Raw genomic sequence first — 20,605 nt, forward strand, 5'->3', positions numbered from 1 at the left:
CGCCCCACCCCCACACCCCGCTCCCGCCGTCGGGCGGGTGCGGGTCCGTGGTGGCGCGCTGCGTCGGCTGCGGCCGTCGTGGTGGCTGCGGGCAGCGCCGCGCCCCGGTAGCTGCGGGCAGTGCCGTGCCCGCGGAGCTGCGGGCAGTCGTGCCGCAGGGCGGCACGGGTGGGCGCAGCGGCAACCCGCATGCGCGGGCCAGGCTCCCACCCAACGGCAACCCCACGTTGCTCAGCGGTGGAGGGCCTCGGCCGGCTCGGGTACGTGGCTTGCGATCACGCGGCCCGGCTGCGATGTGGCCCGCCGGTGGTCCACCGCGTACGCGACCGCCGCCACCCCCAGGCCGAGCACCGCCAGCGCGGCCCCCGCCAGCGCCGGTGACGTCGTTCCGAAGCCCGCCGCCAGGGACAGGCCGCCGATCCACGCACCGCCCGCGTTGGCCAGGTTGAAGGCCGCCTGGTTGGCGGAGGAGGCCAGGGACGGGGCCGCCGACGCCTTCTCCATGACCATCAGCTGCAGCGGGGAGCCGGTGACGAAGGCGGCCGTGCCGAGGAGGGTCACCGCCAGGGCCGCGCTCCACTCGGACCGCATCAGCAGCGGGAAGAGGACGAGCACCGCCGCCAGCGAGGACAGGCCCCCGAACAGGGTGCGGCGCAGGGAGTGGTCGGCCAGGCGGCCGCCGAGCAGGTTGCCTGCCGTGGCGCCCACGCCGAACAGGGCCAGGAGGAGGGTCACGCTGGACTCGGCGTAGCCGGCGGAGTCCGTGAGCATCGGGGTGACGTAGCTGTAGGCGGCGAAGAGGGCGCCGAAGCCCGCGACCGTCGTCAGCAGGGCCAGCCAGACCGGGAGCGAGCGCAGCGCGGCCAGTTCGCCGCGCAGGCCGGTGGCCGGGGTGTGGCCGGCCGAGGGCGTGGGGTGGCGGGGGAGGAGCAGGGCCAGCGAGGCGATGGCCGCGACGCCGATGGCGCTGACCGCCAGGAAGGTCGCCCGCCATCCCAGGTGCTGGCCCATGAGCGTGGCGACCGGGACGCCGGCGACGTTGGCGACGGTCAGGCCGAGGAACATCAGGGACACCGAGCGTGCCTTGCGCTCCGGCGGCACCATGCCCGTCGCGACCACCGCGCCGACGCCGAAGAAGGCGCCGTGCGGCAGACCGCTCAGGAAGCGGGCGGCGAGGAGGGAGTCGTAGCCGGGGGCGAGCGCGGACAGCGCGTTGCCGGCGACGAACAGGGCCATCAGGCCGATCAGGACGTGCCGGCGGGGCAGCCGAGCGGTGAGCGCGGCCAGCAGCGGGGCGCCGATGACGACGCCCAGCGCGTAGGCCGAGACCAGGTGCCCCGCGGAGGGGATCGAGATGTGCAGATCGTCCGCCACGTCGGGCAGCAGGCCCATCATCACGAACTCGGTCGTGCCGATTCCGAACGCGCCGATGGCCAGGGCGAGCAACGCCAGGGGCATGAAGGGCCTTTCGAGGGTGGGTTCCGTACAGCGTGGGACTCATTATGTTCAGCTGCGGAACAAATTCTCTCAGGCCCGGTATTCCGGCAGGTTACGAGCCGGTGGCCGATGTGGTGACCTTCACACGTGCCGCGATCGGGAGGTGGTCGCTGTCCGTGCGCGGGAGCGACCAGGAGCTCACCGGCTCCACGCCCCTGACCATGATCTGGTCGATCCGCGCCATCGGGAACGACGCCGGCCAGCTGAAGCCGAAGCCGTCGCCCGCCGCGCCCTGGGTGGAGCGCATCTGGGAGGTGACGGCGTTGAGCGAGCGGTCGTTCATGGTGCCGTTGAGGTCACCGAGCAGGATCACCTTCGGCTGCCGCTCGGCGGCGATCGCCTCGCCGAGCGCGTCCGCGCTCTGGTCGCGCTGGGCGGCGGTGAACCCGGCGTTCATCTTCACCCGCACCGAGGGCATATGGGCGACGTACACCGCGACCGGCCCCTCGGGCGTGGCCACCGTGGCGCGCATGGCCCGCGTCCAGCCCAGCCTGATGTCCACCGGCCGCACCCCGCTGAGCGGGTACTTGCTCCACAGGCCCACCGTGCCCTGCACCGCGTGGTACCTGTACGTCGAGGCCAGGGCGCTCTCGTACACCGGCACCGCCGACGCCTTCAGCTCCTCCAGGGCGAGCACGTCCGCGCCGGCGGAGGCCACCTCGCGGGCGGTGCCGGCCGGGTCGGGGTTGTCGGCGTTGACGTTGTGCGTGGCCACCGTCAGGTCGCCGCCGGTGCCGGTCTTGGCGGTGAGCAGGCCGCCGAACAGGTTGAGCCAGACGATCGCGGGCAGCACCACCGCGATCAGCGCCGTCGCCGACCTGCGCACGAGGGCCAGGACGAGGAGGACGGGGATCAGCAGGCCGAACCACGGCAGGAAGGTCTCGGTGAGGCTGCCGAGGTTGCCGATGCGGTTGGGGATGCGCGAGTGCAGCGCCGTCACCAGGGCGAGCGCCACCGCGACGGCCGCGAGCACGATGCCGCGGCGCCAGATCCGCGGATCGCCGCGCCAGCCGCCGAAGACGCGGTTCACCAGGCGCCGAAGCCGGTCTCGCCGGGGCTCGGGCCCCGAGCCACCGCTGTCCGTCTCCGTCATGTACGCCTGCTGCGCCATACCGTCGCCTCACTGCCTGCCGTGCACACCGTTCCCCCCTGGGTTACGACCCTAGGGGATGATCGGCTCCGTTCCGCCGTCCCGTGACGGCCGTACGGGCACGAGGACGAACAAGTCGGCGGCCGGAGTTCCGGTTACGGCGCCGGAAGCGGGGTCTGTGACGAAACGCGCACATTAGGAACGGGAACTGACGGGCCGTAGCCCTTCCAGCACCGTGTCCACGATCTGCTCCGACAGCCCCTCGGGCAGGTCGGCGTCCGGGCGCATCATGCTGCGCACCAGCATGGGGCCGACGAAGATGTCGTTGAGCAGGTCGACGTCGATGTCCGCGCGCAGTTCGCCGTCGGCCTGCCCGCGGCGCAGGATCTCGCGCTGGAGTCTGCGGCGCGGCTCGACCACGGTGGCGTGGTAGGCGCACCAGATCTTCGGACTGCTCTTCATCTGCACGTAGACGTTGTGCAGGATCGCCGACGAGCGGCTCACCAGGCCGCGCCGGCGCAGCTGCTCCAGGAGGGCCACGAGGTCGTCGCGCATGGAGGTGCCGGGCAGTTCGGGGTCGGCGGGCTCGGCGGCGCGCACCACGTCGACGAACAGCTCCTCCTTGCCGCTCCAGCGGCGGTAGATGGTGGCCTTGCCGACGCCGGCGGTGCGGGCGATGCGCTCGATGGAGAGCTCGGCGAGCGGAACGCCGTCCTCCAGGAGCTTCATCACGCCCTCGACGATGGCGCGTTCCACCGCCTCGCTGCGGGGGCGCCCGCGCGCGGGGGCCTCGGGGGCGGAGGCGGCCTGGCTGTGGGCAAGGCTCACTTGAGACGTCCTTTCGTCGTACCGGGAGATTGTCCTACCCGGTGGCCGGCGGCGCCTGCGCACCTCCGGCCCTCGGCCCCCGTTGACCGTCCGCCGCCCCCGTCGGCCGCGCGGTCAGTCCACCGCGGCCACCAGCTCCGGCTCCTCCTTGTCCTTCTGCGGCGTCGTCGGCCTGCCCGGCAGGAAGACGGCCACCACGACCGCGCCGATCAGCGCGACCACGGTCCCGCACAGCGCGGTGACGTGCATGGCGTGCAGGAAGGCGTCGTTGGCGGGGTCCACCAGGGCCTGGCCGCGCGGGCCGAGCTTCGCGGCGACGCCCAGGGTGGCCTCGATGGACTCGCCTGCCGTCTCCCGCAGGCCGGGCGGGAGCAGTCCGAGCTTGCCCTCGATGCCGTCGCGGTACGCCGTCGACAGCACCGAGCCGAGCACGGCGATGCCGAGCGCGCCGCCGACCTGGCGGAAGGTGTTGCTCAGCGCGGACGCCGAGCCGGCCTTCTCCCGGGGCAGCGCCTGCATGATCACCACGCTGGTCGGCGTCATGATGTGCGCCATGCCGGTGCCCATGAGGAAGAAGACGACCTCCAGCAGCCAGATCGGCGTGTCCGCCTCGAAGCCGGCGAAGGCGGCCAGCGTCGCGGCGATGACGATCAGACCGGCCGTGGTGGTGGCCTTGTTGCCGAAGCGGTCGACGACCAGCCGGGCGCGCGGCGCGAAGATCATCTGCGCGGCGGCCAGCGGCAGCATCAGCAGACCGGACTCCAGCGGCGAGTAGCCGCGCACGCTCTGGGTGTAGAAGACGCCGAAGAACGTCACGCCCATCAGCGCGAAGAACACCAGCGCGATGGCGCTCATGGCGGCCGAGAAGACCTTGTTCTTGAAGTAGGTGACGTCCAGGGACGGGTGGTCGCTGCGCTTCTCGAAGACGATGAACGCGGCGAGGACGACGAGACCGGCGACGATGGTGGACAGCACCTTGGCGTCGGTGAAGTCGGCCAGCTCACCGCCCTTGATGATGCCGTAGACGAGCAGGACCAGGCCGACGACGGACAGGACGACGCCGATGGGGTCGAGGCGGCCCGGGCTGGGGTCGCGGGAGTCGGGCACCAGCCACACCATGAGGGCGAGCGCGACGATCACGATCGGCACGTTGATGAGGAAGACCGAGCCCCACCAGAAGTGGTCGAGCAGCGCGCCGCCGGTGATCGGGCCGATGGCGATGGCGAGGCCGACGCCGCCGGCCCAGATGCCGATGGCCTTGGGCTGCTCCTCGCGTTCGAAGACGTTCATCAGCACCGCGAGGGTGGCGGGCATCACGAAGGCGGCACCCAGGGCCATCAGGGCGCGGAAGGCGATGAGCTGGCCGGGGGAGCCGGACTCGGCGGCCAGGGCCGATCCGATGCCGAACACCAGCAGTCCGCCGAGCAGGACCTTCTTGCGGCCCAGGCGGTCGCCGATCAGGCCGGCGGTGAACAGCAGGCCCGCGAAGACCAGGGTGTAGGCGTTGATGGCCCACTCGATCTCGCTCTGGGTGGCGCCGAGGCCCGTCGGGGCCGGGGTCGCGATCGTCTTGATGGCGACGTTGAGGATCGAGTTGTCGAGCACCACGATCAGCAGGCTCAGCATCAGAACGCCGAGGATCGCCCAGCGGCGGCGGTGCACCGCTTCCGGTATCCGGGGGGCGGGAACGGCAGGAGTAGTCATGGCGTCGAGCCTAGGGCACTTCCGATACGAGACCGTCTCGTATCGGAAATCCTTTACTCAGATCTTACGACCGGTGCCCTTGCGGGAGACCTGAACGACACGTTCCGAGATCTTGCGCACACGCGGGCCCTCTGGCCGGGCACGGCACGAGGTGCCACCATGGGGGAGAGTCCGGGGACGCCGTCAGGGCGCCTCGAGATGACTGAAGGAGCCGTTGCCATGACGCAGCTTTCGGCTGCCCAGACTGTTCAGAACAGCCCCTCCGACGGCAGCAAGGCGCTGTACGGGGGGAAGGGCACCCGCCGCATCACCGTCCGCGACATCGCCCTCGCCAAGGAACGCGGCGAGAAGTGGCCCATGCTCACCGCCTACGACGCGATGACCGCCTCCGTCTTCGACGAAGCCGGCATCCCGGTGATGCTGGTCGGCGACTCGGCGGGCAACTGCCACCTCGGGTACGACACGACCGTGCCCGTCACCCTCGACGAGATGACCATGCTCTCCGCCGCGGTCGTCCGCGGCACCAAGCGGGCCCTGATCGTCGGCGACCTCCCCTTCGGTTCCTACCAGGAGGGCCCGGTGCAGGCGCTGCGCTCGGCCACCCGGCTGGTGAAGGAGGCCGGTGTCGGCGCCGTCAAGCTGGAGGGCGGCGAGCGCTCGCACGAGCAGATCCGGCTGCTGGTCGAGTCCGGCATCCCGGTCATGGCCCACATCGGCCTGACCCCCCAGTCCGTCAACGCCATGGGCTACCGGGTCCAGGGCCGCGGCGAGGAGGCCGCCCAGCAGCTGCTGCGCGACGCCAAGTCCGTGCAGGACGCGGGCGCGTTCGCGGTCGTGCTGGAACTGGTCCCGGCGGAGCTGGCGGCCGAGGTGACGCGGGTGCTGCACATCCCGACGGTCGGCATCGGCGCCGGCCCCGAGACCGACGCGCAGGTCCTGGTGTGGACCGACATGCTCGGGCTGACCGGCGGACGCGTGCCGAAGTTCGTCAAGAAGTACGCCGACCTGCGCGAGGTCATGGGCAACGCGGCCAAGGCCTTCGCCGAGGACGTCGTCGGCGGAACGTTCCCGCTGGACGAGCACTCCGTCCACTAGACCACTCGACCAGTAGACCACTAGACCACGGCGTCCACCGGACCACCGCGGTAACACCAAGAGGAGCCCTGGCCGATCTTCCCCCGTCGGCCGGGGCTCCTCCCCGCTTGCCGCTACGCCTTCTCGCGCCAGCCGTTCGTGATCGGCAGGCGCCGGTCCTTGCCGAAGCCCTTGGCGGAGATCTTGGTGCCCGGCGGGTACTGGCGGCGCTTGTACTCGGCCGTGTCGACCATGCGCAGCGTCCTCACGACCAGCTCGCCGTCGTAGCCGGCCGCGATGATCTCGTCGGCGCCCTTGTCATGGTCTACGTAGAGATCGAGGATCGCGTCCAGCACCGGGTAGTCCGGCAGCGAGTCCGTGTCCACCTGGCCGGGGCGCAGCTCCGCGCTCGGCGGCTTGGTGATGGAGTTCTCCGGGATCGGCGGCGTCTCGCCCCGCTCGGCCGCCGCCCGGTTGCGCCACCGCGCCAGCCGGAAGACCGACGTCTTGTACAGATCCTTGATCGGGCCGTACGCGCCCACCGAGTCGCCGTACAGCGTGGAGTAGCCCACCGCCAGCTCCGACTTGTTGCCGGGGGCGAGGACGATGTGGCCCTCCTGGTTGGAGACCGCCATCAGCAGCGTGCCGCGCAGCCGGGACTGGAGGTTCTCCTCCGCCAGGCCGGTCAGGCCCAGGGAGTCCATGTACGCCCCGAACATCGGCGCGATCGGAACGGTGCGGAAGTTCAGCCCGGTGCGCCGCGCCAGCTCCGCCGCGTCGTCCTTGGAGTGCTCCGAGGAGTACTTCGAGGGCATCGAGATGCCGTACACGTTCTCCGCGCCCACCGCGTCGCAGGCGATCGCGGCGACGAGGGCGGAGTCGATGCCGCCGGACAGGCCGATCAGCACGGACCGGAAGCCGTTCTTGCGCACGTACGCCCGCAGGCCCACGACCAGTGCCGTGTAGACCTCCTCGTCGTCGTCGAGCCGGTCGGCGTAACCGCCGGTGTGCTCCGGCCCGTACGGCGCCAGTGGCTCCTCGGACAGTACGACCCGCTCGACGCGCAGCCCGTCGTCCACCACGCCCTCGGGCGCGTCCGGCGCCGCGGCCGGCAGGTCCAGGTCGAGGACGACGCAGTTCTCGGTGAACTGCGGCGCCCGCGCGATCACCTCTCCGTCCGCGCCGACGACGATCGAGTCGCCGTCGAACACCAGCTCGTCCTGACCGCCGGTCATGGCGAGGTAGGCGGTGGTGCAGCCGGCCTCCTGGGCACGCTTGCGGACCAGTTCGAGGCGCGTGTCGTCCTTCTCGCGCTCGTAGGGGGAGGCGTTGACGGACAGCAGCAGCCCCGCGCGGGCGGTGCGCGCGGCGGGGACGCGGCCGCCCTCCTGCCACAGGTCCTCGCAGATCGCGAGCGCGACGTCGACACCGTGCAGGCGCAGCACCGGCATGGTGTCGCCGGGCACGAAGTAGCGGAACTCGTCGAAGACGCCGTAGTTCGGCAGGTGGTGCTTGGCGAAGTTCAGCACCACCTCGCCGCGGTGCAGAACCGCCGCCGCGTTCTGCGGCGCGCCGGCCGGCATGCCGTACTTCGGCTGGGAGGTCTCGCAGCGGTCCAGGTAGCCGACGAGCACCGGAAGCTCACCGAGGCCCTCCTCGGCGAGCCGGGCGGCCAGTGCGCGCAGCGCGGCGCGGGACGCCTCCACGAAGGACGACCTGAGGGCCAGGTCCTCGACGGGATACCCGGTCAGCGCCATCTCGGGGAACGCCACGAGATGCGCTCCCCGCTCGGCGGAGTGCCGGGTCCAGCGGACGATCGCCTCGCTGTTTCCGGTGAGGTCACCGACGCGCGAGTCGATCTGGTTCAGGGCGAGGCGAAGTTGAGGCACGGCGCCCAGTGTAATCGTCAGAGCGACGCGATGGGGTGGCGCGGAGTGTGGGCCGCCCCACGCGACGCGGGCCCCTCATGCGATGCGGACCGTCGCACGCCCGCGCGGGGGCATGATGCCCCTAGGGAACCCAGGAGACCGGAATCCGGGCGGAGGCGGTCATGACCTTCATCGGGATCGACGGTGTCGTCCACCATGTGGTCGTCGACGGCGGCGGGCCGCCGTGCGTCCTCAGCCCCGGGCTCGGGATGTGCTGGTTCGACTGGGATCCCGTGGTGCCGTTGCTGGCCGCGGACCGCACCGTCGTCCGCTTCGACCGGCCCGGACTCGGCCTGAGCGGGCACACGCGCCGCTGGCCGACGCTCACCGGGGAGGCGCGCCGCATCGCGGCCGTCCTCGACGCGCTGCGCCTCGACGGGCCCGTGACGCTGGTGGGGCACTCGCTCGCCGGCTTCCACGCGGAGGCCTTCGCCCGGCTGTTCCCCGGGCGGGCCGCCGGGCTGGTGCTGGTCGACTCCAGCGTGGAGGAGGACCCGCGCCCGCGCCGGGCGCGTGCGGTCCGCGACACCGTCACGCGCGCGTACGCCACGCTCGTGAGCGCGGCCGGACTGCCCCGCGTGGCCGGCCCGCCGCTGCGCCGGGCGGCCGTGCGGGCGGGCCGCGTGGGCGGGCAGGACCCCGCGCCGTACGACGCTGTCCGGCGCGCCTACTCCACCGGCCACTGGCTGCACGCGGCGCTCGCCGAGAACGCCACCTACACCGACCAGGCCGTCGCCCTCGCCGCGCTGCGCCTGCGCCGCTCCCTGCCGCCCGGCCTGCCCGTCACCGTGCTCGCCGCGGACGACCCGCGCCGCCCGGCACACCGGCGGGCGCGCTGGCTGGCGAGACAGCGCGCCCTCGCCGCCCTCCTGAACGGCACCCTGCGCGTCAGCTCCCCCTCCGGCCACCTCCTCATGCTCGACCACCCGCAAGACGTTGCCGAAGCCGTCCTGCGCACACGGACGCGCCCGCCCCTCGCGGAGGAGGAGGGGGCGCGCGGGTGCTGACGGCGGGGTGACGGGCGTGGTGCGGGCGGTCCGGACCGTGTGCCGTGGTGCCGGGCGGTCCCGGTCGCGGAAGCGGAATCCCGGTCGTCCGGGTCAGGGGGGAGGGGGGTGTGGCCGCGACCGCCGGGCGCGGTGGGTGGCGTCCCCGCACACGCGGGCGCGCCCGCCCCTCGCCGAGGAGGAGCGGGCGCGCTTGTGGCCGGGTGTCAGTGGCGACGGTAGGAGTTGACGTAGCCGTTCGCGGGGGAGCCCACGCCGGTGACGTCGTCGTAGCCCTTGACGGCCTTGAGCGAGCTGTCCTTGCCGAGGCTGCGGACGGAGACGCTCAGACCACCGGTGGCGTCGAACCCGTTGACGTAGTCGACGCGCGCGACGGCCAGTTCCTTGCCGGTCGGCTGGTCCACCACGTCGTGGTACAGCTTCGAGCCGTACTTCGAGTAGATCGTCGGGTTGGCGAAGCCGATCGCCTTGCCGCCGCGGGCCTCCTGGGCGAGGGCCTGCACGGCCGCGATGACCGGCGCGGCCAGCGAGGTGCCGCCGATGCGGTACTCGCTGTACTGCTGCGACCCGTCGGGGAAGGTCTGCGTCTGGCCGACCAGGAAACCGGTGTTCGGGTCGGCGATCGCCGCGATGTCCGGGACGACGCGGTTGCCCTCGGCGTTGTTGGCCGTGGCCAGCGCCTTCGGGACGACGCCCTTCTGGTAGTACGGCTGCGGCACGGTCTTGCTGGTGCCGCCGCCCGCACCGGAGGTGTAGGCGCCCGGGAAGTCCGTCCAGCTCTTGCCGTCCGCCGACAGGGTGGCCTTGTCGGTGCCCCAGCCGGTCTCCCACAGGTACGTGTTGTTCTTGCCGACGGCCAGCGAGGTGCCGCCGACCGCGGTCACCCACGCCGAGTTGGCCGGGGTGTCGACCTGCTTCGTGCCGGTGTTGGCGACCTCGTCGCCGTTGTCACCGGAGGAGAAGTAGAAGCCGATGCCCTCCACCGCGCCGAACTGGAACACCTGGTCGTAGGCTGCGGCCAGGTCCGGCGTCTGGTTGGCCTCGATGTCGCCCCACGAGTTGGAGACGATGTCGGCCAGGTGGTTGTCGACGATCTTGCTGAGCGAGTCCAGCAGGTCGTCGTCGTAGCAGGACGAGGCGCCCACGTAGGTGACGTCGGCGTTGGGCGCGACCGCGTGCACGGCCTCGACGTCGAGGGTCTCCTCGCCGTACCAGCCCGCGGCCCCGCACTCCTCGGTCTTGGTGTAGTTCTTCGGCAGGACCTGGTGCAGCTGGCCCGTCTTCCAGGCCGCGTCACCGTGCTTCTTCGCGTAGTTCGCCGCGTCGAAGGCGATGGTCGGCGAGGCGTACGCGTCGGTGATCGCGATCCGGACGCCCTTGCCGGTGTAGGTGCCGGCGCCGTAGGCGGCCCGCAGCTGCTTGCCCGTGTAGCCCTGGACGGCGTACGGGATCTTCTGGCCGTAGGCGGACGGCAGGGTGCTCGCCGTGTTCGAGCCGTAGTACGAGGAGAACGGCCCGGCGTTCTTGAACACCGCGTCCGGCGGCGGCAGCTGGTCCTTGTGGTTCGCCTTGTGCGGGGCGTTGTCCAGGCCGGTGACGGTCAGGACGGCGCCCTTCAGGCCCTCGGGCACCGAGGCCGCCTGGGCCGGCGCACGGTAGGTCTTGGAGCCCTTGGCGAAGTTGTGCAGCTGGGTGCCGAACGCCTTCTCGGCGGCGGCGACGTCACCGGAGACCGCGACGTAGTGCGGGGTGACGGAAGTGACCGTCAGGCCCGCCGACTTCAGCCACGACTTCACGGCGGCCACCTGGGCCTTGGTCGCGCCGAAGCGCGCCTGCGTCTGCTTGGCGCTCAGGTACTTGCCGTACATGGGCGAGGACGGGTCGGCGACCGCCTTGGCGTACGCGGCGAGGCCGGCGGCGTCCCGGCCGGCCAGGTACACCCGGGCGTTCACCTGGGCGCCGTTCGAGGTGGCGCCCTTGTCCGCCTTGGCCGTGGCCCACGCGGGCTTGGTGCCCGCGAGGGCGCCTCGGCCCGAGTGATCCGCGGCGTGCGCCGCGGGTATGCCGAGCGCCAGCGCACCGGCGAGCATCGGCAGCGTCGCCGCCATACTCACCCCGGCGCGCACGGTGGCGCGGTTGGATCTCATAGAACCCCCTGCGATGCGGATCGCATGTCACGCACTGAGTGCTTGGTTCTCGCGTGATCCGCGCGGGGGCCGCGGCGGTTCGGCCCACGCCCGTGAATGGATCACACGATCGAGGGCCACTCTTCCCGATGAACCGTGCATGCCAGGGGAATGGGCAAGCCAAGAGAAACCCAAGGAACCGTCAGGTGCGGGGAGTTACGGCCGAATTGCGCGTTTTGCTCCCCGGATTCCGGTGGGCGGGTGTCACGTTCCGGTGGATACGGGAGCCGTGGTGCGCGTGTGTCAGGAAACGGGCGCGGTGCCGTCAGGAACCGGGCGCCGCGCCGCGCTTCTCGAGCATGTCGGCCATGAGCCGGATCTCGGACCGCTGCGCGTCCACCATGCCCTGCGCCAGCCTCTTCTCCACGCCCACCGTGCACCGGGCGACACACCCCTCGGCCATGTGGATGCCGCCCTTGTGATGGGCCGTCATCAACTGGAGGTAGAAGACCTCGGCCCGCCTGCCGCTCAGTTCGCCCAGCTTCTTCAGCTGCGTGTTGGTGGCCATGCCCGGCATCAGCGCGCCGTCCTTGCCGGCGGCCATGTCCCCCATGCCCATCCAGGTCATCGGCGGATCCGCCGACACCTTCGGCAGCCCCCACAGGTCGAGCCAGCCCAGGAGCATGCCCCGCTGGTTGGCCTGCGTCTGGGCGATGTCGTAGGCGAGACGGCGCACGTCGGGGTCGGTCGTGCGGTCGCGCACGATGAACGACATCTCGACGGCCTGCTGGTGGTGGACCGCCATGTCCCGGGCGAAACCGGCGTCCGCGGAGTCGGCGGAGGGCGTGGCCGTCCGGTTCGTACCGGAGCCGGCACCGTCCTCGGCGACCGCGTAGGTGATCGCCCCCGCCGCGACCAGCGCGGTCGCGGCGGCGCCCGCGATCCAGCCGACGTACCTGCTCACTTCATCACTCCGCCGGTGCACGAGGCACCCGGCTCGGGCGTCTGCGAGCCCTGCACATAGGTCGCGAAGAACTTGTCCACGGCCGGGTCCGAGGCGCTCTTCACGGTGAGCTGGTGGCCCCACGCCGAGAGCATCAGCGGAGCCTGCTGGTTCTCGTACGGACTCATCAGCGTGTACGGCGTCTTCTTCACCTTGGCCGCGAGCGCCGCCACGTCCGACTCGGCCGCCTTGCCGGTGTACGTCACCCAGACCGCGCCGTGCTCCAGCGCGTGCACGGCGTTCTCGTCCTTGACCGGCTCGGTGTAGACGTCGCCGTTGCAGTTCAGCCAGACCGGGTTGTGGTCGCCGCCCACGGGCGGGTGCATCGGGTACGCGACCGGCGTGGTGACGTGGTTGCGGGACAGCTCGCCCGTCCAGGTCCGCACCCCGTCCGTGCCCGTCACGAAGTGGCCCGCACCGTCCTTGCCCACCTTGCCGCCCGCCTTGCCGTCCTGGGCCGCCTTGGCCTCGGTGGCCGCGTCGGCCGACTTGTCGTCGGAGCGCGACTGGACGAAGACCACGCCGCCGACGACGAGGCCCGCGACGGCCACCACGCTCGCCGTGATCACCAGGATCCGCCTCCGGAGCTCCCGGGCCCGCTCGGCGCGGCGCAACTCCTGCACATGTGCCTTGCGCCCGTCGGCGCTGGTCTTGCCGGTGCTGGCGGAACCCATGGGTGTGCGTCCTTCGGTCAGGGGACGGTCGGGTGGGGAGAACGTGCCGATGGTAGTGGGGCCGGTGGGACGGCGGGAGACCGCGAATAGTTGAAGCGCAGATTCCGATTACCCTACGCTGGCCGTATGCGGCTGCTGCGCTCCACCGACATGGCGCTGCGCGTTCTGATGCGACTCGCCGTGGCAGGCGAGTCGACCCCCACGACCCGGGAGGTCGCTGCGGACATGAACGTGCCGTACACGCATGCCGCGAAGGTCGTCGCCGAACTCCAGCACCGCGGGCTGCTCGAGACCCGCCGCGGCCGGGGCGGCGGGCTCAGCCTCACCGAGGCCGGCCGCGTCGCCTCGGTCGGCGCGATCGTGCGGGACCTGGAGGGCGAGGGCGACGTCGCCGACTGCGAGGGCGCCGCGCCCTGCCCGCTGAACTCCGACTGCCGCCTGCGCGGCGCCCTGCGCCGGGCCCAGGAGGCGTTCTACGCCGCGCTCGACCCGCTCACGGTCGACGACATGGTCGCGGCCCCGACCGGCCCGCTGCTGCTGGGACTGCCGAGCACACGGCGTCCCGCCTGAGCGCTGCGGACCCGGGCCGGGAACGGGGAACGCGCAAGGGAAGGCGCGACGGATCGTGCACGGCGTGCACGGAACGTGTCCGGAACGCGCAAGGGCCGGCCGGGGCGGTGTGCACCGCCCCGGCCGGCCCTTCCGGTTTCGCTTCGCTCAGGCCGCGGCCTGGACCAGCCACAGGTCGGGGCCGAAGACCTCGTAGTGGATGTCGGCCGGGGCCACGCCCTTGGCGATGAGCTGCTCGCGCACCGCCCGCATGAAGGGCAGCGGACCGCACAGGTAGGCCTGCGTGCCGGGCGCCACCTCGACGCCGGCGAGGTCCACCAGGCCGGGCCGCCCGTAACCCTCGGCGTCCTGCTCGTAGAAGAAGACCGTCTCCGCCCGGGGCAGCTTGGCCGCGTACGCCGCGTGGTCGGTGCGCAGCGCGTGCGAGGCGGGGGAGCGGTCGGCGTGCACCGCGGTCACCGGGGCGCCGTGGCCGGCCAGGGCGAGCTGCTCCAGCATGGCGATCATCGGGGTGACGCCGATGCCCGCGGAGGCGAGCAGCAGCGGCGCGCCGGTGTCCTCCAGGACGAGGTCGCCGTACGGGGCGGACAGCTGGAGGACGTCGCCCTCGCGCACGTGGGCGTGCAGGTGGTTGGAGACCTCGCCGTCGGGGGCGGGCGCGGCGCCGGTGACCCGCTTGACCGCGAACTGCCGCTCCGGCGAGCCGGGGGCCGCGGTCAGGCTGTACTGGCGTATCTGCCGGGCGCCGTCGGCGAGCGTGACGCCGACCGAGACGTACTGGCCGGCGCGGTAGCCGGGGACCGGGCCGTCGTCGACCGGGCGCAGCTTGAAGGTGGCCACGTCGTCGGTCTCCTCGACCCGCTCGACGACCTTCCACTCGCGCCAGCCGGTCTGCTCGCTCTGCGCGTACAGCCGCTTCTCGATCGCGATCAGGGCGTTGGCCATCAGCCAGTAGACCTCGGTCCAGGCGGCGGCGACCTCCTCGGTGACCGCGTCGCCGAGCACCTCGGCGATGGCGGCGAACAGGTGCTCGTGGACGATCGGGTACTGCTCCGGGACGATGCCCAGCGAGGCGTGCTTGTGGGCGATGCGGTGCAGCATCACGTCGGGACGCTGGTCGGGGTTGTTCACCAGGTACGTGGCGAAGGCGGCGATGGAGCCGGCCAGGGCCTGCTTCTGGGCGCCCGAGGCCTGGTTGCCGCGGTTGAACAGGTCGCGCAGGAGTTCGGGGTGGGCGTCGAACAGCTTGCCGTAGAAGCGCTCGGTGATCTCGCCGATGGCCGCGCCGACGGCGGGGAGGGTGGCGCGGACGGTGGCTGCGGACTGTTCGGACAGCATCGTGGAACTCCTCGAAGGCTCGATCGCTCGTCTGATCGAAACGCTAAGGAAACTTGCATTTGAGATGCAAATTAAACGGGCGTGGTTTCGCTCACGTTTCCTCCACATCTCGCTCACCCGGGCAGGGCCTCGGCCGTTACGGAAGTGCTGCTCAGGGGGCAAGATGGGCGCAGGGCAGCACGCCCGCCGCGCACCCGCCGTACGCGAGGCGTTCGGACCGGCGACAGCCGGGCGATCAAGCCGCGAAACGCGTGTGAAACGGTGATGTGGTGTGATGCCCTGGGTGCCCGACCGCCTCCCGTGCCGACGTACGGACACAGGCGGCCTGACCAGCAAGGATGGGGAAGCGGAAGATGGACAAGCAGCAGGAGTTCGTGCTCCGTACGTTGGAGGAGCGCGACATCCGGTTCGTACGCCTGTGGTTCACGGACGTGCTGGGCTTCCTGAAGTCCGTGGCCGTGGCGCCCGCCGAGCTGGAACAGGCCTTCGACGAGGGCATCGGCTTCGACGGCTCCGCCATCGAGGGCTTCGCCCGGGTCTACGAGTCCGACATGATCGCCAAGCCCGACCCGTCCACGTTCCAGATCCTGCCCTGGCGCGCCGAGGCCCCCGGCACCGCCCGCATGTTCTGCGACATCCTGATGCCGGACGGCTCCCCGTCCTTCGCGGACCCCCGCTACGTCCTCAAGCGCGCCCTGGCCCGCACCTCCGATCTGGGCTTCACCTTCTACACCCACCCGGAGATCGAGTTCTTCCTGCTGAAGGACCGCCCGCTGGACGGCTCCCGTCCGACCCCCGCCGACAACTCCGGCTACTTCGACCACACCCCGCAGGCCATCGGCATGGACTTCCGCCGCCAGGCGATCACCATGCTGGAGTCGATGGGCATCTCGGTGGAGTTCTCCCACCACGAGGGCGCGCCCGGCCAGCAGGAGATCGACCTGCGCTACGCCGACGCCCTGTCCACGGCGGACAACATCATGACGTTCCGCCTGGTCATGAAGCAGGTGGCGCTGGAGCAGGGCCTCCAGGCGACCTTCATGCCGAAGCCGTTCTCGGAGTTCCCCGGCTCCGGCATGCACTCGCACCTGTCCCTCTTCGAGGGCGACCGCAACGCGTTCTACGAGTCGGGCGCCGAGTACCAGCTCTCCAAGGTCGGTCGCTCCTTCATCGCGGGCCTCCTCCGCCACGCCGCCGAGATCTCCGCGGTCACCAACCAGTGGGTCAACTCCTACAAGCGCATCTGGGGCGGCTCCGAGCGCACCGCGGGCGCCGGCGGCGAGGCCCCCAGCTACATCTGCTGGGGCCACAACAACCGCTCGGCCCTGGTCCGCGTCCCGATGTACAAGCCCGGCAAGACCGGCTCGGCCCGGGTCGAGGTCCGCTCGCTCGACTCCGGCGCCAACCCCTACCTGGCCTACGCCGTCCTGCTCGCCTCGGGCCTGAAGGGCATCGAGGAGGGCTACGAGCTCCCGCCCGGCGCCGAGGACGACGTCTGGGCCCTGTCCAACGCCGAGCGCCGCGCGATGGGCATCGAACCCCTCCCGCAGAACCTCGGCGAGGCCCTGTCCCTCATGGAGAACAGCGACCTGGTCGCCGAGACCCTCGGCGAACACGTCTTCGACTTCTTCCTGCGCAACAAGAAGCAGGAGTGGGAGGAGTACCGCTCGGAGGTCACGGCGTACGAGCTGCGGAAGCATCTGCCGGTGCTGTAAGGGTGCCTCGCAGGTCCGTGGGCGCGGCGCGCGCGGACTCCGGGCCCTGGCTTCGGTGCGCGACGCGGGGTCGTGGTGCCGGATCACTCCAGGTCTTCGGGCAGCAGCCGGAACGCCGTGTGCCCGGTCAGCGGGCGGATCATACGGAAGTGCCGGTCCGAGGTGAACATCACCTCGGTGCGGTAGGCCGCGGCGAGGGCGACGTTCATCGCATCGGTCAGTCCGATGCCCTTGCCTCCGTCCGCGTCCCTGCATCCCTCCGCTACGGCGATCGCGGCACTCAGGTGAGCGCTGACAGCCGGCACTTCGAAGCGGCGGGTGGACACGTTGCGCTCCACGAACCGCGCCGCCAGGACGGCCTTCTCGGCTCCGGCCCTCGTGGCGACGAGGTAGTCCAGTTCAGCCAGAACCATGGGGGAGATGACGAGGTGGCTGATCGAGGCCAGGGCTTTCCGGTGCGCCTCGTGGCCGGTCAGCCTCGGATCCAGCAGCCGGTACAGCGCGTTGGCGTCGGCGATGGCGATGACGCTCACGACCCCATCCCCCTGAGCGTGTCCTCGATCTCCTCGTCGTCGAGATCGGGCAGTCCCAGCTCGGGAAGGTCGAGGTCCCCCATGGGGTCGGTGGGGTACGGGGGGATGTCGTCGCCGGTGATCGGCACGACGCGCGCGACGGCGACGCCGTTCTTCGTGACCGTGACCGTCTCCCCGCGCGCCGCCGCGGCGAGGATCTGGGAAGACCTCTGATTGAATTCGCGGGCTGTGGCCTCCATGTAGTACATGTTACTACGGTCGGCTGCGGGGCGCGTTCGCCTCGACGCTCTGTGAGGTGTGGGCGTCTCCCGGCGCTGCCGTTAGGCTCTGGCCAGGACGACCTTGGTCCGAGGACCTGATCCAATGGGAGGCCGGGATGACGGCGCCGGGGCGCAGGAGCAGTACCTTCACGCGGCTGCTGCGGCACGGCTTCACCGAGGCCTCCGCCGCCGAGCGGCTGCTGGACGGCCCCGAGCTGGCGCCGATAAGGAACGACCCGGTCCTGCTGGAGGCGCTGGGCGCGACCGCCGACCCGGACCTGGCGCTGCGCGGGCTGGTACGGCTGCTTGAGGCCCAGCCCTCCCCGACCGCCCGGCGGGAACTGCTCGACACGCTGATAGCGGCCAAACCGCTGCGCGACCGGCTGCTCGGCGTGCTCGGCGCGTCCGCCGCGCTCGGCGACCACCTCGCCCGGCACGCCGGCGACTGGCAGGCTCTCGTCACCTACGAGCCGCGGGACCTGCACCCCGGCCTGGAGGAGTTCGAGCGGGGCCTGGCCGAGGCCGAGGACCCCGTCTCGCTGCGCGTCGCCTACCGCCGCTGCCTGCTGTCCATCGCCGCCCGCGACGTGTGCGGCACCACCGGCGTCGCCGAGACCGCCGCCGAGCTCGCCGACCTCGCCACCGCCACCCTGCGCGCCGCGCTCCGCATCGCCTGCGCCGCCGCGCCCGAGGACGCCGCGCTGTGCCGGCTCGCGGTGATCGCGATGGGCAAGTGCGGCGGGCACGAGCTGAACTACGTCTCCGACGTCGACGTCATCTTCGTCGGAGAGGCAGGCGAGGCCGTCGAGGCCGTCGAGGGCGGGGACGAGCAGGCGGCCCTGCGCGCCGCCACCCGGCTCGCCTCGCACATGATGCGGATCTGCTCCGAGACCACGGTGGAGGGCTCCATCTGGCCCGTCGACGCCAACCTGCGGCCCGAGGGCAGGAACGGTCCGCTGGTGCGCACGCTGAGCAGCCATGTCGCCTACTACCAGCGTTGGGCCAAGACCTGGGAGTTCCAGGCGCTGCTCAAGGCCCGGCCGGTCGCCGGGGACGCCGAACTCGGCGCGCGGTACGTCGCCGCCCTCGACCCGCTGGTCTGGCAGGCCGCCGAGCGGGAGAACTTCGTCGCCGACGTGCAGAAGATGCGCCGCCGGGTCGTGGAGAACATTCCCGTCTCCGAGGTCGAACGCGAGCTCAAACTCGGTCCGGGCGGCCTGCGGGACGTGGAGTTCGCCGTTCAGCTGCTGCAACTGGTGCACGGGCGGACGGACGCCTCGCTGCGGAGCGGGACCACGCTGGACGCGCTGCTCGCCCTCGCCGCGGGCGGCTACGTCGGCCGCGAGGACGCCGTGCAGCTCGGCGAGTCCTACCGCTTCCTGCGCCTGCTGGAACACCGCATCCAGCTCTTCCGGCTGCGCCGCACCCACCTTCTGCCCGAGGACGAGGCCGACCTGCGCCGCCTGGGCCGGTCCATGGGGCTGCGCGCCGACCCCGTCGCCGAACTCACCCGCGAGTGGAAGCGGCACAACGGCGTCGTACGGCGGCTGCACGAAAAGCTCTTCTACCGGCCGCTGCTCGACGCCGTCGCCCAACTCGCGCCCGGCGAGGCGCGGTTGAGCCCCGAGGCGGCCCGGGAGCGGCTGGTCGCGCTCGGCTACGCCGACCCCGCGGCGGCGCTGCGGCACCTGGAGGCGCTGGCGTCGGGCGTCACGCGGAAGGCGGCCATCCAGCGCACCCTGCTGCCCGTGCTGCTGGGCTGGTTCGCGGACTCCGCCGATCCGGACGCCGGGCTGCTGAACTTCCGCAAGGTCTCCGACGCGCTCGGCAAGACGCCCTGGTACCTGCGGTTGCTGCGGGACGAAGGGGCCGCGGCGGAGAACCTCGCCCGCGTGCTGTCGGCCGGGCGGCTCGCCCCCGACCTGCTGATGCGGGCGCCGGAGGCGGTGGCGCTGCTCGGCGACGGGGGCGGTGACGGCGGCGGGCTGGAACCACGCGGACGGGCCCAGCTGGAGCAGGAGGTCCTGGCGGCCGTCGGCCGCGCCGAGAGCGCCGAGCAGGGGGTCACGGCGGCGCGCGGGGTGCGGCGGCGGGAGCTGTTCCGTACGTCCGCCGCCGACATCGTCGGTTCCTACGGCACCGAGGCCCAGCCCGTCGAGGCCGACCAGGGCGCGCTCGTGGACCTCGTCGGCGGCGCCGTGTCCGACCTGACCGCGGCGACGCTGGCGGGGACCTTGCGCGCGGTGGTGCGCGGAGGGTGGGGGGACACGCTGCCCACCCGGTTCACCGTCATCGGCATGGGGCGGTTCGGGGGGCACGAGCTGGGCTACGGGTCGGACGCGGACGTGCTGTTCGTGCACGAACCCCGCGAGGGGGTGGACGAGCGGGAGGCCGCGCAGGCGGCGAACCGGGTGGTGGCCGAGATGCGGCGGCTGCTGCAGATCCCGAGCGCCGACCCGCCGCTGCTGGTCGACGCGGATCTGCGGCCCGAGGGGAAGTCGGGGCCGCTGGTGCGCACGCTGACGTCGTACGAGGCGTACTACCGGCGGTGGTCGCTGGTGTGGGAGTCGCAGGCGCTGCTGCGGGCGGAGCCGGTGGCGGGGGACGAGGATCTCGGGCGGCGGTTCATGGAGTTGATCGATCCGCTGCGGTATCCGCGGGGCGGGCTCGGGGAGGACGCGGTCCGGGAGATCCGGCGGCTGAAGGCGCGGATGGAGGCGGAGCGGCTGCCGCGCGGGGCCGATCCGAAGCTGCACACCAAGCTGGGGCCGGGTGGGCTGTCGGACGTGGAGTGGACGGTGCAGCTGCTCCAGATGCGGCACGGGGACGAGGTGGCGGGGCTGCGGACGACCCGGACGCGGGAGGCGCTGGCGGCGGCGCGGGGGGCCGGGCTGGTGTCGGAGGAGGACGCCGCGACGCTGGACGAGGCGTGGGTGCTGGCTACGCGGGTGCGGAACGCGGTGATGCTGGTGCGGGGGCGGGCGGGGGACACGTTTCCCTCGGAGCCGCGGGAGCTGGCGGCGGTGGGGCGGTACCTCGGGTACGGGCCGGGGCATGTGGGCGACATGCTCGACGCGTACCGGCGGACGGCGCGGCGGGCTCGGGGGGTTGTGGAGGAGCTGTTCTACGAGATGTAAGGGTGCAGGGTGAGGCGCTTACGGCATGGGTGGGGGCGCCTGCTGTGTGTGGGTGGGTCGGGGGTGTGGGGGTGGGGTCGGCCCGCCGCACACGGACATACGGCCCGGAGGAGTGGGGTGG

At 72.0% G+C, this 20,605-nt stretch carries 17 protein-coding genes; 5 read left to right on the forward strand and 12 right to left on the reverse strand.

Annotation, left to right across the window (positions count from 1 at the left end):
* The 5 genes from ABZ484_RS34435 to ABZ484_RS34455 all read right to left on the reverse strand — a co-directional run.
* On the reverse strand, positions 1-191 hold a 191-nt coding region (locus ABZ484_RS34435; RefSeq protein ID WP_358869893.1), incomplete at its 3' end, for a hypothetical protein.
* Between the two features lie 40 nt (positions 192-231).
* Entirely contained in the window at positions 232-1,458 is a 1,227-nt protein-coding gene (locus ABZ484_RS34440; protein ID WP_358869894.1) for an MFS transporter, read from the reverse strand.
* Positions 1,459-1,549: 91 nt separating this feature from the next.
* A complete protein-coding gene (locus tag ABZ484_RS34445; protein ID WP_358869895.1) occupies positions 1,550-2,608 on the reverse strand; it encodes an endonuclease/exonuclease/phosphatase family protein in 1,059 nt (352 codons plus the stop codon).
* Between the two features lie 174 nt (positions 2,609-2,782).
* A complete protein-coding gene (locus ABZ484_RS34450) occupies positions 2,783-3,415 on the reverse strand; it encodes a TetR/AcrR family transcriptional regulator (protein WP_358869896.1) in 633 nt (210 codons plus the stop codon).
* Positions 3,416-3,529: 114 nt separating this feature from the next.
* On the reverse strand, positions 3,530-5,119 hold the full coding sequence (locus ABZ484_RS34455) for an MFS transporter (protein ID WP_358869897.1): 1,590 nt from the start codon (positions 5,117-5,119) through the stop codon (positions 3,530-3,532).
* Positions 5,120-5,338: 219 nt separating this feature from the next.
* On the opposite strand from ABZ484_RS34455, the gene panB reads away from it, so the two are divergent.
* Positions 5,339-6,214, forward strand: coding sequence for a 3-methyl-2-oxobutanoate hydroxymethyltransferase (gene panB, locus ABZ484_RS34460; protein ID WP_358869898.1), 876 nt, complete (start codon positions 5,339-5,341; stop codon positions 6,212-6,214).
* A gap of 113 nt (positions 6,215-6,327) precedes the next feature.
* On the opposite strand, the gene ABZ484_RS34465 is transcribed toward panB, so the two are convergent.
* The gene (locus tag ABZ484_RS34465) at positions 6,328-8,082 is read right to left on the reverse strand and encodes an NAD+ synthase (RefSeq protein ID WP_358869899.1); all 1,755 of its coding nucleotides are present in this window, start codon (positions 8,080-8,082) and stop codon (positions 6,328-6,330) included.
* A 161-nt stretch (positions 8,083-8,243) separates the two neighbouring features.
* On the opposite strand from ABZ484_RS34465, the gene ABZ484_RS34470 reads away from it, so the two are divergent.
* Complete coding sequence (locus ABZ484_RS34470) at positions 8,244-9,128, forward strand: alpha/beta hydrolase (protein ID WP_358869900.1); 885 nt, start codon at positions 8,244-8,246, stop codon at positions 9,126-9,128.
* A 206-nt stretch (positions 9,129-9,334) separates the two neighbouring features.
* On the opposite strand, the gene ABZ484_RS34475 is transcribed toward ABZ484_RS34470, so the two are convergent.
* From ABZ484_RS34475 to ABZ484_RS34485, 3 genes are all read right to left on the reverse strand, one after another.
* Positions 9,335-11,275: a S53 family peptidase gene (locus tag ABZ484_RS34475; RefSeq protein WP_358869901.1), complete on the reverse strand. Its 1,941-nt coding sequence runs from the start codon at positions 11,273-11,275 to the stop codon at positions 9,335-9,337.
* Positions 11,276-11,579: 304 nt separating this feature from the next.
* Positions 11,580-12,218 (reverse strand): DUF305 domain-containing protein, encoded by a 639-nt coding sequence (locus tag ABZ484_RS34480; RefSeq protein WP_358869902.1) that lies wholly within the window; start codon positions 12,216-12,218, stop codon positions 11,580-11,582.
* Entirely contained in the window at positions 12,215-12,931 is a 717-nt protein-coding gene (locus ABZ484_RS34485; protein ID WP_358869903.1) for a DUF3105 domain-containing protein, read from the reverse strand. Before ABZ484_RS34485 ends, ABZ484_RS34480 begins: the two co-directional genes overlap by 4 nt.
* A gap of 126 nt (positions 12,932-13,057) precedes the next feature.
* On the opposite strand from ABZ484_RS34485, the gene ABZ484_RS34490 reads away from it, so the two are divergent.
* A complete protein-coding gene (locus tag ABZ484_RS34490; RefSeq protein WP_358869904.1) occupies positions 13,058-13,501 on the forward strand; it encodes an Rrf2 family transcriptional regulator in 444 nt (147 codons plus the stop codon).
* 147 nt (positions 13,502-13,648) lie between these two features.
* On the opposite strand, the gene ABZ484_RS34495 is transcribed toward ABZ484_RS34490, so the two are convergent.
* A complete protein-coding gene (locus ABZ484_RS34495) occupies positions 13,649-14,839 on the reverse strand; it encodes a globin domain-containing protein (protein WP_358869905.1) in 1,191 nt (396 codons plus the stop codon).
* Positions 14,840-15,192: 353 nt separating this feature from the next.
* On the opposite strand from ABZ484_RS34495, the gene ABZ484_RS34500 reads away from it, so the two are divergent.
* The gene (locus ABZ484_RS34500) at positions 15,193-16,554 is read left to right on the forward strand and encodes a glutamine synthetase family protein (protein WP_358869906.1); all 1,362 of its coding nucleotides are present in this window, start codon (positions 15,193-15,195) and stop codon (positions 16,552-16,554) included.
* Positions 16,555-16,637: 83 nt separating this feature from the next.
* Here ABZ484_RS34500 and ABZ484_RS34505 read toward each other — a convergent pair whose 3' ends face one another.
* Positions 16,638-17,087 (reverse strand): PIN domain-containing protein, encoded by a 450-nt coding sequence (locus ABZ484_RS34505; protein WP_358869907.1) that lies wholly within the window; start codon positions 17,085-17,087, stop codon positions 16,638-16,640.
* Positions 17,084-17,326, reverse strand: a complete 243-nt coding sequence (locus ABZ484_RS34510) for a type II toxin-antitoxin system prevent-host-death family antitoxin (RefSeq protein ID WP_358869908.1) — start codon at positions 17,324-17,326, stop codon at positions 17,084-17,086. Before ABZ484_RS34510 ends, ABZ484_RS34505 begins: the two co-directional genes overlap by 4 nt.
* 137 nt (positions 17,327-17,463) lie before the next feature.
* Here ABZ484_RS34510 and ABZ484_RS34515 point away from each other — a divergent pair, with 137 nt between their 5' ends.
* Positions 17,464-20,484, forward strand: a complete 3,021-nt coding sequence (locus ABZ484_RS34515) for a bifunctional [glutamine synthetase] adenylyltransferase/[glutamine synthetase]-adenylyl-L-tyrosine phosphorylase (protein WP_358869909.1) — start codon at positions 17,464-17,466, stop codon at positions 20,482-20,484.
* The last annotated feature ends 121 nt before the right edge of the window (positions 20,485-20,605 follow it).

The organism is Streptomyces sp. NPDC006393 (assembly GCF_040628575.1).
In the GTDB taxonomy this organism is placed as follows: domain Bacteria; phylum Actinomycetota; class Actinomycetes; order Streptomycetales; family Streptomycetaceae; genus Streptomyces.

Excerpts from the sequence above, each read along its gene's own strand:
- ABZ484_RS34440 (WP_358869894.1), bottom strand. The coding sequence starts at position 1,458 with ATGCCCCTGGCGTTGCTCGCCCTGGCCATCGGCGCGTTCGGAATCGGC.
- ABZ484_RS34445 (WP_358869895.1), bottom strand. The coding sequence starts at position 2,608 with ATGGCGCAGCAGGCGTACATGACGGAGACGGACAGCGGTGGCTCGGGG.
- ABZ484_RS34455 (WP_358869897.1), bottom strand. The coding sequence starts at position 5,119 with ATGACTACTCCTGCCGTTCCCGCCCCCCGGATACCGGAAGCGGTGCAC.
- panB (WP_358869898.1), top strand. The coding sequence starts at position 5,339 with ATGACGCAGCTTTCGGCTGCCCAGACTGTTCAGAACAGCCCCTCCGAC.
- ABZ484_RS34470 (WP_358869900.1), top strand. The coding sequence starts at position 8,244 with ATGACCTTCATCGGGATCGACGGTGTCGTCCACCATGTGGTCGTCGAC.
- ABZ484_RS34475 (WP_358869901.1), bottom strand. The coding sequence starts at position 11,275 with ATGAGATCCAACCGCGCCACCGTGCGCGCCGGGGTGAGTATGGCGGCG.
- ABZ484_RS34485 (WP_358869903.1), bottom strand. The coding sequence starts at position 12,931 with ATGGGTTCCGCCAGCACCGGCAAGACCAGCGCCGACGGGCGCAAGGCA.
- ABZ484_RS34490 (WP_358869904.1), top strand. The coding sequence starts at position 13,058 with ATGCGGCTGCTGCGCTCCACCGACATGGCGCTGCGCGTTCTGATGCGA.
- ABZ484_RS34495 (WP_358869905.1), bottom strand. The coding sequence starts at position 14,839 with ATGCTGTCCGAACAGTCCGCAGCCACCGTCCGCGCCACCCTCCCCGCC.
- ABZ484_RS34500 (WP_358869906.1), top strand. The coding sequence starts at position 15,193 with ATGGACAAGCAGCAGGAGTTCGTGCTCCGTACGTTGGAGGAGCGCGAC.
- ABZ484_RS34510 (WP_358869908.1), bottom strand. The coding sequence starts at position 17,326 with ATGGAGGCCACAGCCCGCGAATTCAATCAGAGGTCTTCCCAGATCCTC.
- ABZ484_RS34515 (WP_358869909.1), top strand. The coding sequence starts at position 17,464 with ATGACGGCGCCGGGGCGCAGGAGCAGTACCTTCACGCGGCTGCTGCGG.